Source organism: Erythrobacteraceae bacterium WH01K, assembly GCA_027941995.1.
GTDB lineage: Bacteria > Pseudomonadota > Alphaproteobacteria > Sphingomonadales > Sphingomonadaceae > CAJXSN01.
On sequence record CP115966.1, the window covers coordinates 425705 to 439335 of the forward strand.

The following is a 13631-nucleotide window of genomic DNA, read 5'->3' on the forward strand; positions in this document are numbered from 1 at the left end:
GGAGACTGCGTGACCCAGGATCACGACCGACTGACCCGCAACCGGCTGGCGCGGAGCGCCGCGATGGCATCGATCACGGTGGCGGCCGTTCTGGTCGCCCTGAAACTGTGGGCCAGTGTCGAGACGAATTCGGTCGCCATGCTCGGCAGCCTGGCCGACAGCGCGCTGGACCTGGTCGCCAGCCTCGTGACCCTGTTCGGCGTGGTCTATGCCGCGATGCCGGCGGATGACGATCACCGTTTCGGCCACGGCAAGGCGGAGGCGATCGCCGCCATCGTCCAGGTCGTCCTCATCGCGCTCAGCGCCTTTGCCCTGGTCGTGCGCAGCATCCAGCATTGGATGGAGGACGCCCCCGTGGGCGAGGCGCCCGTGGGGATCGGGGTGTCGGTGGCCGCCATCGCGCTGACCTTCGTGCTGCTGTGGTGGCAGCGTTACGTCCTGTCGCGAACCGGTTCGGTCGCCATCCGGACGGACCACGTCCATTACCAGGGCGACCTGCTGCTGAACCTTGCCGTGATCGCGGCGCTGGTCCTGCAGACGCAGCTGGGGCTGGGCAAGGCGGATGCGTTCTTCGGCCTCGGCATCGCGGCCTGGCTGGCCTATGGCGCATGGGATGCCTCCCACGAGGCGGTCGATCACCTGATGGACCGCGAATGGCCGGAGGACCGCCGCAGCGCCTTCGTCGCCCGGGCCGCGACCCATCCCGAACTGTCGAACCTGCACGATTTGCGGACCCGTACGGCGGGCAATCGCGATTTCGTGCAATTCCATGTCGACCTGCCTGGAGAAATGACCGTGCGCGAGGCGCATGAAGTGATCGACCGTGTGGAGGCCGACCTGCGCAGCGCGTTTCCCGGAACGGAGCTGCTGATCCACATAGACCCTGCGGGCCATGTCGACGAACCGGGCAACGACCTGGTCGAAGCCGACGAGTTCGAAAAACTGGAGGACGAGACGCCATGATTTCCCTGCCCTACTGGCATGTCGATGCTTTCGCCGACCGTCCTTTCACGGGGAACCAAGCGGCCGTCATGCCGCTCGAGGACTGGCTGCCCGACGATGTGCTGCAGGCCATCGCGGAGGAAAATAATTTTGCGGAAACGGCTTTCATCGTGAAGGACGACACCGGCAGCAGCGATTGGGAATTGCGCTGGTTCACGCCGGCCACCGAAATCCGGCTGTGCGGCCATGCGACGCTGGCGAGCGGTCACGTGCTGCTGGAACGGGACGGCGGCGAGAGGGTGACCTTCCGCACGCGGCAGGCGGGCGAACTCGAAGTGCGGCCGAGCGCGGCGGGTTACGAGCTGGCCCTGCCGGTCATTCCCGTTTCGCCGGAGGACTGGCCGGAAGCAGTCGCCCTGCTGGGCGCTCGTCCGGTGGAAGTTTGGCAAAACGAGGCGCGTTACGGGATCTACCTATTCTCGAGCGAGGCCGAGGTGCGCGCGCTGGATCCGGATCTCAAGGGGCTGGGCGCGCTGGGCGACGACCAGTTCATCTGCACCGCGCCCGGCGAGCGGACGGATATCGTGAGCCGCGTCTTCGTGCCCGGTGGCGGCGTCGACGAAGACAGCGTGACCGGCAGCGCGCATGCCGCCCTTACCCCCTTCTGGGCGGCGCGGCTCGGCCGGGACAGCTTCACCGCGCACCAGGCCTCGCAGCGTGGCGGCGATCTCGCCCTGCGTCTGGACGGAGACCGCGCCTGGCTCGGCGGTGGCTGCGTGACCGTCGTCGAGGGGAGCTTCCACCTGCCGGGCTAGGCGCTACTCGGCCGGGTAGAGTTCGATCACGTCCATCATCTGGTCCATCAGGACGGCGCGTTCCTCGCTGCTCGAATGCCCCAGCCGGACCAGTGTCAGCTTCTGGTCCGGCGAGACCAGGACATACTGCCCCATGTGCCCGATGGCCGAATACAGCGTGTCCGGACCCCGATTGGCCTTGTTGCCGTCCTGGTCCAGTCCGATGCCGCGATTGAGCCAGGTCTGGCCGCCGTAATTTTCCGAGGCCGGGCTGGGGCTGGTCATTAAATCGACCCAGCTGCGCGGCAGAAGCTGTGATCCGCGATAGGAGCCACGATTCCTCAGGAAATCTCCGAACCGCCCCCAGTCGCGCGCCGTCGCATGCATCAGGCTGCCCCCAATCAGGGTGCCGGCGGCGTCGAATTCGGGAACCATGGATTCCATCCCCAGCGGTCCGAACAGGCGGGACTGCAGGTACTCGGCCACCGCCCGGCGCCGCACCTCCGGATCGGGGCTGTCGTCGGACAGGACCCGCGCCGCGATATCGGCCAAAATTACGGTCGTATTGCTGGAATATTTGAAGGTCCGCCCCGGCTCGTCCTCCAGCGGCTGCGCGGTGGCATAATCCGCCATGTCGTCGCGCCCGTCGAGGAACAGCATCCGCACTTCGGACGATTCGTATGGCGGGTTGCCGGCCTCCGTATGGCGCAGGCCTGCGCGCATCTGCAGCAGCTGGCGCAGCGTGATTTCGCCGCGCGGGTCGCCCGGCCTGCGCCAGCGCGGGATGGGCGGACTTTCGTCGAGCGACAGTTTCCCGTCGGCGACCAGCATCCCGATCAGCACGGCAGTGACCGTCTTCGCCATCGACCAGCTGATGAAGCGGGTGTCCGCGTCGTAGCCCTCTGCATAACGCTCGGCCGCAATTTCGCCGCCACGCATGACCAGTGCCGCGCGGGTTTCGCCCACCGTTTCGTCGGTAAACCATTCGTCCAGCTGGCGCGCGAGTTGGTCTTTGGGGGCACCGGGGTCGTCCGCGACAGCGGCCAGCGCCTCTTCGCTCAGCGGGGGCAGCTCGGCGGGGTCCGAATCGCAGGCGGCCAGCGCCAGCGCCGCAAGGCTTGTGATGACGGCGGGGATGGCGATAGGGGAGGCGCGGCGCATCGGCATGGTGCGGCTCACTCGCATGATGGAAATCGACCTGCAATGGCAAAACCCGCCCCGCGTTCCCACGCCCGAAACGGCCCGGCGAGAAGGGCGCGCCGATGGCCTATTGTTCTTCTGATCGTGCTGCTGGCCGTGGCGGCGCTTGCCTACACGTACCGTGCGCCCATCGCCGGCTATGGCAATGCCGGCACGGCCTATTCCGCGCGGGTCGCCTGCTCTTGCCGCTTCGTGGCGGGGCGCGATCTGGACGATTGCGGCAAGGACCAGTTGCCCGGCATGGAACTGGTCATGCTGAGCGAGGACGAGGAGGCGAAGAGCGTCACCGCGACGTTCCCCCTCGTGGCGAGCGATACGGCGCGCCTCAAGGACGGCTATGGCTGCGTGCTGGACCCCTGGGAGGGCTAGGCTGAGGGGCGCATCGCACGCTCGATCCTCTCGGCCGCGCCCTCCGGCATCCGGCAGGTCTGCGCGCCGGGCGGAGGCAATGGAGCGGCAGCAGGCGGACAGGGCGCGCCGCGACCGTTTTCGGCGATGCAGGCCGCGTTTTCCGCGCGAAGGCGGTCGCTGACAATGCGGTAGTCGGATGCCTGCCTGACGAGATCCGCGATGCGGTCTTCGGAGCAAATCGATTCGCGGCGGATGGTGCCGATCCGTATCATCGTTTCCGCCTGGCAGAGCTTCGCGAGAGCTGGCGGCGCCTTTACGGGCTTGTCTTTCGAACATCCGATGCCGGAAAGCTGCGCACGGGGCTCGCCGACCCTCAATGCTGCTTCGGGTCGTCCGTCCATTGCCCCGATCGTCAGGTAATTTTCGGCATCGCGGAACACCGCGAAATACCCCATCACGATCGGGCCGGGCGCCGCATCCCCGCCGCGTTGCAGGCGGAGGCAGCCATCGTGGAGAACAATACGGCCTTCATATCGCGCCTCGCCCTCGAGGGTACAGGTCGACACACGCTCCCGCTGCGCATTCGGACCAAGAGTTATCTCGTGCGGCAGGGCCAGGATGAAGCGGGCGACGTCGGGCTGGACCGGGGGATCGGGAAAAGAGCCGATTTCGCCGGGGCCGTAGGTCTCGACCGGCAGGACTTGCGGCGCATCCCCGACCGAAGCGAGTCCTTCGTCGTCGAACACCATGCCGATGGTCGGCGGTGCGTCTTCGTCGCCCGGCTCGACTTCCCAGCGAAGTTCGACGCGGGGAGGGGCGAAGCCGGGGTCGGTCCATATCCGGCTGTCCGGCAGGAGGTGGTAGACGAAGGGCAGGGCAAGGATGGCCAGTAACAGCGCCAGCGCGGCGGGAGGGATCCGCCCGTTCCTGTTGCGCGGGGGTTTCACCCGGCAGCTGCACCGAGCGCAGGGTCGGCTGCAACCGTCTGGTCGATCCATCCGCCTCCCACGACCCGGTCCCCGGCATAGATGACCGCGGCCTGTCCCGGCGCAACGCCCAGCTCCGCCGTTTCGAAATGCAGGGTGGCCTGGGCCCCGTCACCCAGCGCGCCGGCAACCGCAACAGGCACGGGCTTCGATAGCGAGCGAACCTTTGCGGTAAGCTGTGTATCGGGGAGGGGGCCGATGCGGTTCGTTTCTATAAGCTTCGCCTCGGCAATGGCCAGCATCCGCTTGGGCCCGACCCGAACCTGCGCCCGCTCCGCGTCGATGCCGACGACATAAAGCGGCTCCGGCTGCCCGCCAATATCGAGACCGCGGCGCTGGCCGACGGTGTAATGAATGACGCCCTTGTGAGAGCCCAGCGTTTCCCCTGTACCCGCATGGACGATTTTGCCGGCCTGCCCGCCTTCGGGCCGCATCTTGCGCACGATCTTGGCGTAATCGCCATCGGGCACGAAGCAGATGTCCTGGCTGTCGGGTTTTGCCGCATTGCGCAGACCCGCCTCCTCGGCCAACTCGCGCACCTGCGCCTTGGGCAGGCCGCCCAGCGGGAAGCGCAGGAAGTCGAGCTGGTCCTGCGTCGTCCCGTAAAGGAAATAGGACTGGTCGCGCGCGGGGTCGTGGGCACGGTGCAGTTCCGGCCCGCCCGGACCGGTCACGCGCCGCACATAATGGCCCGTGGCCAGGCAGTCGGCCCCCAATTCACGCGCCATGCGGAGCAGGTCGGTAAATTTCGGACCCATATTGCAGCGGATGCAGGGAACCGGCGTGCGGCCCTGCAGGTAATCGTCGGCAAATTGCTCGACCACGTCCTCGCGAAAAGCGCTTTCGTGATCGAAGACGTAGTGTGCGATGCCGAGCCTGTCCGACACGGCGCGCGCATCGGCGATATCGTCGCCGGCGCAGCACGCGCCCTTGCGGCCCGTGGCCGCGCCGTAATCGTACAATTGCAGGGTGATGCCGATGACATGTGCACCGCTGCGCGAGGCAAGCGCTGCGACCACGGAGGAATCGACGCCGCCCGACATCGCAACGACGATACGCCGTTCGGCCATGGGGCCGGGCAGGTCGAACAGTTCGGCAGCCTGTGCCGGTGTCATGGTCAGCGTGTCGGACATGGCGGCCATATAGGGCGCAATTAGGTTTTCCGCAAAGGGTGCGCCATCCACGTTTCCGCGCTCCGCAGCCGTTTTTCCGGTAATCCTAACCCGAAGTAAATCACGGGTTTACCCGATCTTGACCAGCCCGCCCTATTGGACGGGGCATGTTCGAAAACACCAACCTTGCCGACACGGCCCTGCGTGAGGCTGCAACGGGCGTCGATTCGCCTTCGCTCCGCCCCTTTGCGTGGCCGGAACTGGTCGCTCGCCTTGCCGCGACCCGCGATGTTCGCACGGTCCTGGCCGACGCCCGGCCTGCGGCAGGGGGCAGTTTCCTGAAAGCGGAAAAGCTCCTGGATGCGAGCGGCGCTCATCCAAATTGCAAAAATAAAAAGCCGATTAACCTTGTTGGTTTAACCGACGGCAAAGCTGGCGACGCATTGTCTGCCCCGACCGCGGCTCACGCGGACCATGTCGACCGAGAGACACAATGATAGAGAACCAGAAAATCCGGCCCGCAGAAGTGATCGGCCCCCTGGGCGAACCGCTTACCGTGGCCGACCTCCCTTCGCCCAAGACGAAACGCTGGGTCGTGCGGCGCAAGGCCGAAGTCGTCGCTGCCGTGAACGGTGGCCTGCTGACCCTCGACGAGGTCCTGGAGCGTTACAATCTGACGCTCGAGGAGTTCGCTTCCTGGCAGCGGGCAGTGGACCGTTCGGGGATGCAGGGCCTGCGGGTGACCCGCATCCAGCACTACCGCGATCTCTACGAGCGCCAGCTCAAATACTAACGCGCTAGGCAAACGCCCGGACGGGTGTATACCTCCCAAAGGCTATAATGCTTTCGTTCGGGAACCGGCGCGCAATCGGTCCGTTGAAAGCCCCGATACGCCTGCAACAGGAGGAAAGAACAATGGGTTGGATTATCGCAATTATCGTCGGCGGTGTCGCCGGCTGGCTCGCAAGCCTGGTCATGAACCGCGATGCCTCGATGGGCATCTTCTGGAACATCGTCGTCGGTATCATCGGCTCGGTCATCGGCAATGTGATCGCCGGTGCATTCGGCTGGGCCGGTTCGATCCAGGAATTCAGCCTGACCGGACTGATCATCGCCGTTATCGGTGCGATCGTCCTACTGGCCATCATGAACCTGATCCAGCGTGGCCGCGTGCGTTAAGTCGTCGCATTCAGAACGATTTACGGACAAGGGCCGGCTCGCAAGAGTCGGCCCTTTTTTCGTTGCACGACTTAGTCCCGCTGCGAAGTATCTTCCTGACGCCGGTCTTTTGCTCAACGCCGTTGGTAGAAGGTTCGATTGCCAAGGCCCGATCGCGCGCGGTATGGGGATTGCGCGGGGTGATATACCCGTATAACACACTAGGGAAACCAGTGACGGGCCTGATATGAATTACCACTCGACCAGCGAATACAGCGAAACCGCGCCGAAACTCGACGAAGCGCCGGTCGGACTGGACGGCCAGCCGGAGAAGAAATCCTCGCGCCGCCTGTGGGTCTGGGTGGGCATTGCCGTGCTTCTCGCCGCCGTCATTGCAGGGGCCTATTACTTCGTCACCGGCGGTGACGGCGCTGCGACACCGGCGGCCGACCGCGACGAACAGGCGCCGCGCGTTTCCGTCATCTCTCCCGGCCAGGCGACGATCGAAGGCGAAATTTCCGCTACCGGCACGCTGGCCGCACGGCGGGACATTCCCGTCGGCGTCGTGGGCGAAGGCGGCCGCGTCGTTGCCGTGGCGGCCGAGCAGGGCGAATGGGTCAATGCGGGCCAGGTGCTCGTGTCGATCGACCGCTCCGTCCAGAACCAGCAGGCCCGCGCCCAAGCGGCACAGGTAGAAGTCGCCCGCTCCGACGCGCAGCTGGCGCAAAGCAATCTGGACCGCGCGCTCCAGCTGGTCGATCGTGGGTTCATCTCCCGCGCCGATGTCGATCGCCTGACCGCGACCCGCGATGCGGCGCGCGCCCGTGTGAACGTCGCACAGGCACAGCTGTCCGAACTGCAGGCGCGAAACGCGCGTCTCAACGTGGTCGCGCCCGTATCCGGCCTCGTCCTCGAGCGCAGTGTCGAGCCGGGGCAGACCGTTAGTGCCGGTTCGCCGCCCCTGTTCCGCATCGCGCGCGGCGGGGAAATGGAATTGCTCGCCCGCGTGGGTGAGAACGACCTCGCCAGGCTGTCGACCGGCGTGCAGGCGACGGTGACCCCGGCCGGCACGGACAAGGCCTTCACCGGCCAGGTCTGGCAGCTTGCCCCGACCATCGACGAACAGAACCGGCAGGGCGTGGCGCGCATTTCGCTTCCCTATGCGAGCGAGCTGCGTCCCGGCGGCTTTGCGACCGCCGTCATCAAGAGCGGTACGATCGTCGCCCCGCTCCTACCGGAATCCGCGGTCCTGTCCGACAATGACGGAAGCTTCGTCTTCATTGTCGGCGAAGGCAACAAGGCGGTCCGCCGTTCGGTCACGACCGGCATGGTCACGAGCGAGGGCATCGCGATCACGCAAGGGCTCGACGGGACGGAACGGGTCGTCTTGCGCGCAGGCGGCTTCGTGACGGAGGGCGAGACCATCGCGCCGCAAAACACCACGGTACGGGGCGGCTGACCGATGAATTTCCAGAACATCTCCGCGTGGTCGATCCGCAACCCGGTCATCCCGCTGGTCCTGTTCACCGGCCTGCTGTTCGCGGGCCTGCTCGCCTTTGCGCGCATGGACGTGGTCAATAACCCGGACGTCGAATTTCCGGCCGTCAGCGTATCGATCTCGCAGCCGGGCGCGGCCCCCACGGAAATCGAGAACCAGATTACCCAGCGCGTGGAATCCGCGGTCCGTTCGATCAACGGCGTGGCATCTATCAATTCCACCGCGCGCGAAGGCAATTCCAACACCTTCATCGAATTCGAGATCGGTACCGATCCGAACGACGCCGTGGCAGAGGTGAAGAACGCGGTCGACACGATCCGCGGCAGCCTGCCCGACGGGATTCTCGAGCCCCGGGTCAACAAGCAGGACATTTCGGGCGGTTTCCTCGGCATTTATGCCGTCGAGGCAAACGACATGACGATCGAACAGCTCAGCTGGTTCATCGACGATACCATAGCCAAGCAATTGCTCAGCGTCGAAGGCATGGCGGAGGTCAACCGCTTCGGCGGCGTCGACCGCGAGATCGAGGTCATTCTCGACCTGCAGCGGATGCAGGCTTTCGGCGTTACGGCCAGCCAGATCAACGCGGTGCTGCGCCAGACCAATATCGATGCAGCGGGCGGCGCGACCGAAGTCGGCGGAACGCGCCAGTCGGTCCGTGTACTCGGCAGCAGCGATACCGCTTACGAGCTTTCGCAGCAGCAGATTCAGCTGGGCAATGGCACCACGGTCAAGCTGGCGGATGTCGCCACCGTGCGCGACGGCTACAGCGAGCGGACCTCGATCAGCAAGGTGCGCGGCAAGGAAGTCGTCAACTTCGCCATGTCCCGCGCGAAGGGTGCGTCCGACGTCACGGTGTATGACGCCGCGCTGGAGAAAATCGCCGAGATCGAGGAAGAAAATCCCGGCGTGCGCTTCATCCCGCTGACCAACAGCGTGGATTACACGAAAGAACAGTACAACAGCTCCATGGCGGCCATGATCGAAGGCGCCATTCTTGCCGTCGTCGTGGTGTTCTTCTTCCTGCGCGACTGGCGGGCGACCATCATTTCCGCCGTTGCCATTCCGCTGTCCGCCATTCCGACCTTCTGGTTCATGGACCTGCTGGGCTTCAACCTGAATACGCTGTCACTGCTCGCCCTCGCGCTGGTGGCGGGTGTGCTGGTCGATGACGCCATCGTCGAGATCGAGAATATCGTGCGTCATATGAGGATGGGCAAGAGCGCCTATCAGGCCAGTATCGACGCCGCCGACGAAATCGGCCTGCCGGTGGTCGCGACCAGTTTCTGCATCGTGGCCGTGTTCTTCCCGGTCGGTGCGATGCCCGGCATCTCGGGCGAGTTCTTCAAGAATTTCGGCTTCACGGTCGTCGTCGCCGTTCTGATGTCGCTCGCCGTGGCGCGCATGATCACGCCAATGCTTGCGGCCTATTTCCTCAAGGCGAAAGGTCACGCCGATCACGGCGAAGGGCCGATGATGGACCGTTACATGGGCATCCTTCGCTGGTCGCTCGACCGGGGGAAGATGTATGCCCGGCGCGCCGGTCTGGAAGCGCCCCGGCACCGTGTTTTCTATGCCATCGCCTTCCTCCTGGTCATCCTGATCCTTCTCGTCGTGCCGGCCTTCGTCGTGACACAGGGTCACGCCGCGCTTGCGGAGCTCGACATTCCCGAAAAGATCGGCACCGCGATCAGCAGCGACCCCGATTCCAAGCTGGCCGTGGTGGGCAACCGCATTATCGGTCTGCTGCAGTTTGCGCTTGTCATCCTGGCAGGGTTCTTCGCCGGACTTGCCGCGCTCAAGCTGCTGGGCCTGCCGTTCCGCGCCCTGGGCGGCTGGGTCCGCAATGGCTGGCTGTGGATGGAGGCGCGGTTCTACGATCACCGCGCGTGGATGCTGATGATCGGCTATTTCGCGCTGCTCCTGACGGTCCTGCTATTCGCCAGCGTTCCGGGCCAGTTCCAGCCGCAGATCGACAATGACAGCAGCCGGGTCGAGATCGAGATGGTCCCCGGAACCACGCTGGCGACCACCGAACGCGTGTCCCGCCGGGTTGCCGACCTGCTGTATGAGGAGCCGGAAGTCGACCGTGCGCTGGAACGCGTGCGCGAAGGCCAGGCGACGATCTATATCCGCCTGACCGACGACCGTGAGCGGACCTCGATCCAGTTCGAACGGGCGCTTGCACCCGAACTGGCGAAAATTCCCGATGCGCGGGTCCGTTTCGCCTCGCAGTCCGGCGGCTTCGGCAGCGGGCGCGACATGACCGTGATGCTCGCCGGGTCGAATCCGGAACTGCTGGAAGAAACCGCGGCCACGCTGGTCGAGCAGATGAAGGGCATCGATTCCCTGATCGCCCCGCGCATCAGCGCCGACATCAACCGGCCCGAACTGATCATCACCCCGCGCCCCGACCTCGCGGCCGAGCTGGGCGTCACGACGGCGGCCATCAGCCAGACGATCCGCATCGCCACGCTGGGCGAGATCGAGCAGAACGCGGCCAAGTTCTCCCTGTCCGACCGCCAGATTCCCATCCGCGTGAAGCTGCCTACGCAATCGCGCGAGGACCTGACCACGATCGAGAACCTGCCGGTCCAGACCATGACCGGCGGCAGCGTGCCGCTGTCCCGCGTCGCCGAGATCAGCTTCGGTTCCGGCCCGACGACCATCCAGCGGTACAACCAGAACCGCCGCGTACTGGTCGGAGCGGATCTGGCGCAGGGTGTCGTCAAGGGCGAAGCGCAGGCGGAAATCGACGCGCTGCCGGTCCTGCAAGACCTGCCGCAAGGCGTCATCCGCGACGTCGTGGGCGAGGAAGAATGGCAGCAGGAGCTGATCCAGAGCCTGATCATCGCCATCGTTGCCGGCGTGCTGCTGGTCTTCGCCGTGCTGGTACTGCTCTACAAGCGCCTGATGAGTCCGCTGGTCAACATGACCTCGCTGGCGCTTGCACCGCTGGGCGGTATCTTCCTGCTCTGGCTACTGGATGGCGAGCAATCCATGCCGGTCTATATCGGGATGCTGCTGTTGCTGGGCATCGTGTCGAAGAACTCCATCCTCCTGATCGACTTCGCGATCGAGGAAATGGACCGCGGCACCCGCAAGCTCGATGCCATCATCGATGCCGGGCACAAGCGCGCCCAGCCCATCGTGATGACGACCGTCGCCATGACGGCGGGCATGGTGCCGACCGCCATCGCCCTGACCGGGGACGGTGCGTGGCGCCAGCCCATGGGCATCGTCGTCATCGGCGGGCTGATCGTGTCGACCCTGCTCACGCTCCTGATCGTTCCGGCGGGTTTCAGCCTGGCCGACGGCCTCGAGCGGAGGCTCGGTCCGTGGCTGCGCGGCAAGTTCCTGACCTATCGTCCCGGCGATGACGGGAAGACGAGTCCGGAACCCGGCGGCCATACCCCCGTTCCTGCCGAGTGATCGATCGCGAGAGCCCTTCGGCACCGACAGCGGCTGCCAACACTGCTGTATCTCCCGACGCGGCCCGTGCGATGCGGATCACCGCAACGCTCATGCTGCTGGCGATGGCGTGCATCTTCGTCGCGTCGAAACAGGTGCTGGACCTGCACCCGGCATGGGGGTTCGTTAATGCCTTTGCCGAGGCGGCCATGGTGGGCGGACTGGCTGACTGGTTCGCGGTGACGGCCCTGTTCCGGCATCCGCTGGGCCTGCCGATCCCGCACACCGCGATCATCCCCAAGAACAAGGACCGCATCGCCGACACGATGGCGGATTTCCTGCGCACCAATTTCCTGACCCCCGCCGTGGTGGCGCGGCGGATGCAGGGCATGAACGTGGCCGGTGCCGCGGGCGATTTCCTGGTGGACCCGGCGTCAGAGGCGGACGGCGGCACGCGGTCGCGCATCACCGGCGGGGCGGCCGAACTGTTTGCCGAAGTCCTCGAATCGCTCGATCCCAACCGGCTCGGCACGCAGGTGCGCAGCGGGCTCGCCTCGCAATTCGCCAAGATCGATGTCGCGCCGCTGGTCGGGCGAATGCTGGAAAACGCGATTGCCGATTCGCGGCATCTGCCGCTGATGGACGGGGTGATCCGCTGGACCGGACTGACGCTGGAAGACAACGAGGAAACGGTTCGCGAAATCATCAGCCAGCGGGCCAATTCGGTCCTACGCTGGACCGGGCTGGACGAACGCATTGCGACATCCGTCCTCGACGGGCTGTACCGCCTGCTGGCCGAGGTTCTGGTCGATCCCGACCATGAACTGCGCGGGAAAATTCAGGAAGGCATGGAGAAACTGGCGCACGATCTCCAGCACGATGCGCAGACGCGGGAGCGGGTCGAGGACCTGAAGCGCGAAATGCTCGAGAATCCGGCGCTCGCGGAATGGTGGATGGGCGTATGGGAACGCATCCGCCTGTCGCTGATCCGCCGGGCGCGCGATCCAGACAGCGCACTGGGCGATGAAATGCGCAAGGGTTTGGCAGAGCTGGGCAATGCGCTGCGGCAGGACCAGCGCCTGCAGATGCAGGTCAACCGGTTCGCCCGCCGCACCGCTGTCGGGGTCGCGACGCGTTATGGCGCGCAGATCGTGCAGTTGGTGTCTGAAACCGTCCGCCGGTGGGACGCCACCACGGTCACCGACCGGGTGGAGGGTGCGGTCGGCCGCGATCTCCAGTTTATTCGTATCAACGGGACCATCGTGGGCGGCCTGGTCGGCATGGCCATCCACACGCTCGACATCCTGATCTGAACCGCGGCCCCGGCAAAATCCCCTAGCCGCCATTACCTATGCTGTCCTTCGGCACTCGCTAGCCATGCAGGCGGCACACAATGCTCCACTTGTCATGGAAGGGGAGCATCGCGGTGGCGCAGCAAAGCACGCAAACGCTGGAAGTTCTGGTGCAGCATTATCGCTCTCTCAGGTCCGGTTTTCTGGAAGAGGGATCGCCACCGGGCCGCAGGATGCAGAGCGAAGCCGACCGAGAATTCCGCCGCATCGTCTCAGCCCTGTCCGCACGGATCCGTTACCTGACGCGGCGCTATGGTCTGGACGACATGGCGGACGACGCAGCGCAGGCCTGTGCCATCGGTATCCACCGCGCCATCGCTAGCTACGACCCGCAAAAGGCCGCGTTTGCGACCCACGCGACCTGGGCGATGCGGGGAGAGCTGCAATCCCTGCGCCACCGCGTTCGGCTCGACCAGAGGACAAGCGCGCGCAATGCCTCAATTGTCACCGTGGCCCTTGGCCTGGGCCACGAGGACGACGCAGCCGCCGCGCTCGAGATCGTCGACGAAACCGCGCAGCAAATGGTGGAGGAAGGGGCTTCGGCGCACCTTGCGTCACGTTGGGCAAGGGGGCTGATCGGCGCGGCTTCGGACGAAAAGCGCATCACGCACCGCGATGGGGACCGGGCGTGGCGCTACTGGATGGAAGGCGGGCAGGGCAATCGTGCCGCGCGGGAGAGGCAGCGCCAGGCCGGAAGGCGCGTGGCGCGGCATTGCTTCGCCATCCACGCTGCGATGGCGGGTGCCTGATCGTTACGGGTCTTGCGGTTGCCGAATGGAATACCCCCGGAGCGCAGGTGCCTGCCTGACAAGCCGCGAACCGGGGGC

13 protein-coding genes are annotated in these 13631 nt (G+C 65.5%); 10 read left to right on the forward strand and 3 right to left on the reverse strand.

The annotated features are described in order from the left end of the window. The first annotated feature begins 63 nt into the window (after window positions 1-63). Complete coding sequence (locus PF049_02210; protein ID WBY17960.1) at window positions 64-963, forward strand: cation diffusion facilitator family transporter; 900 nt, start codon at window positions 64-66, stop codon at window positions 961-963. Continuing rightward, a complete protein-coding gene (locus PF049_02215) occupies window positions 960-1757 on the forward strand; it encodes a PhzF family phenazine biosynthesis protein (protein ID WBY17000.1) in 798 nt (265 codons plus the stop codon). Before PF049_02210 ends, PF049_02215 begins: the two co-directional genes overlap by 4 nt. A gap of 3 nt (window positions 1758-1760) precedes the next feature. Here PF049_02215 and PF049_02220 read toward each other — a convergent pair whose 3' ends face one another. Further along, window positions 1761-2915, reverse strand: coding sequence for a serine hydrolase (locus PF049_02220; GenBank protein WBY17001.1), 1155 nt, complete (start codon window positions 2913-2915; stop codon window positions 1761-1763). 24 nt (window positions 2916-2939) lie between these two features. Here PF049_02220 and PF049_02225 point away from each other — a divergent pair, with 24 nt between their 5' ends. Next, the gene (locus PF049_02225) at window positions 2940-3305 is read left to right on the forward strand and encodes a hypothetical protein (protein WBY17002.1); all 366 of its coding nucleotides are present in this window, start codon (window positions 2940-2942) and stop codon (window positions 3303-3305) included. Here PF049_02225 and PF049_02230 read toward each other — a convergent pair. Continuing rightward, on the reverse strand, window positions 3302-4234 hold the full coding sequence (locus PF049_02230) for a hypothetical protein (GenBank protein WBY17003.1): 933 nt from the start codon (window positions 4232-4234) through the stop codon (window positions 3302-3304). The two genes, PF049_02225 and PF049_02230, sit on opposite strands and share 4 nt — an antisense overlap. After that, window positions 4231-5406 carry a tRNA 2-thiouridine(34) synthase MnmA gene (mnmA, locus tag PF049_02235; protein WBY17004.1) on the reverse strand — a complete coding sequence of 392 codons (1176 nt, stop codon included), beginning with the start codon at window positions 5404-5406 and terminating at the stop codon, window positions 4231-4233. Before mnmA ends, PF049_02230 begins: the two co-directional genes overlap by 4 nt. A gap of 146 nt (window positions 5407-5552) precedes the next feature. Between mnmA and PF049_02240 the strand changes: the two genes are divergently transcribed. The 7 genes from PF049_02240 (at window position 5553) to PF049_02270 (ending at window position 13553) form a co-directional block, all read left to right on the forward strand. Next, the gene (locus PF049_02240) at window positions 5553-5882 is read left to right on the forward strand and encodes a hypothetical protein (protein WBY17005.1); all 330 of its coding nucleotides are present in this window, start codon (window positions 5553-5555) and stop codon (window positions 5880-5882) included. After that, on the forward strand, window positions 5879-6178 hold the full coding sequence (locus tag PF049_02245) for a DUF1153 domain-containing protein (GenBank protein WBY17006.1): 300 nt from the start codon (window positions 5879-5881) through the stop codon (window positions 6176-6178). Before PF049_02240 ends, PF049_02245 begins: the two co-directional genes overlap by 4 nt. 122 nt (window positions 6179-6300) lie before the next feature. Then, window positions 6301-6564 carry a GlsB/YeaQ/YmgE family stress response membrane protein gene (locus PF049_02250; protein ID WBY17007.1) on the forward strand — a complete coding sequence of 88 codons (264 nt, stop codon included), beginning with the start codon at window positions 6301-6303 and terminating at the stop codon, window positions 6562-6564. A gap of 226 nt (window positions 6565-6790) precedes the next feature. Next, window positions 6791-8002, forward strand: coding sequence for an efflux RND transporter periplasmic adaptor subunit (locus PF049_02255; GenBank protein ID WBY17008.1), 1212 nt, complete (start codon window positions 6791-6793; stop codon window positions 8000-8002). Window positions 8003-8005: 3 nt separating this feature from the next. Then, entirely contained in the window at window positions 8006-11473 is a 3468-nt protein-coding gene (locus PF049_02260; GenBank protein ID WBY17009.1) for an efflux RND transporter permease subunit, read from the forward strand. A gap of 71 nt (window positions 11474-11544) precedes the next feature. After that, entirely contained in the window at window positions 11545-12765 is a 1221-nt protein-coding gene (locus PF049_02265) for a DUF445 domain-containing protein (GenBank protein ID WBY17010.1), read from the forward strand. A gap of 80 nt (window positions 12766-12845) precedes the next feature. After that, window positions 12846-13553, forward strand: a complete 708-nt coding sequence (locus PF049_02270) for a sigma factor (GenBank protein ID WBY17011.1) — start codon at window positions 12846-12848, stop codon at window positions 13551-13553. Window positions 13554-13631 lie beyond the last annotated feature (78 nt).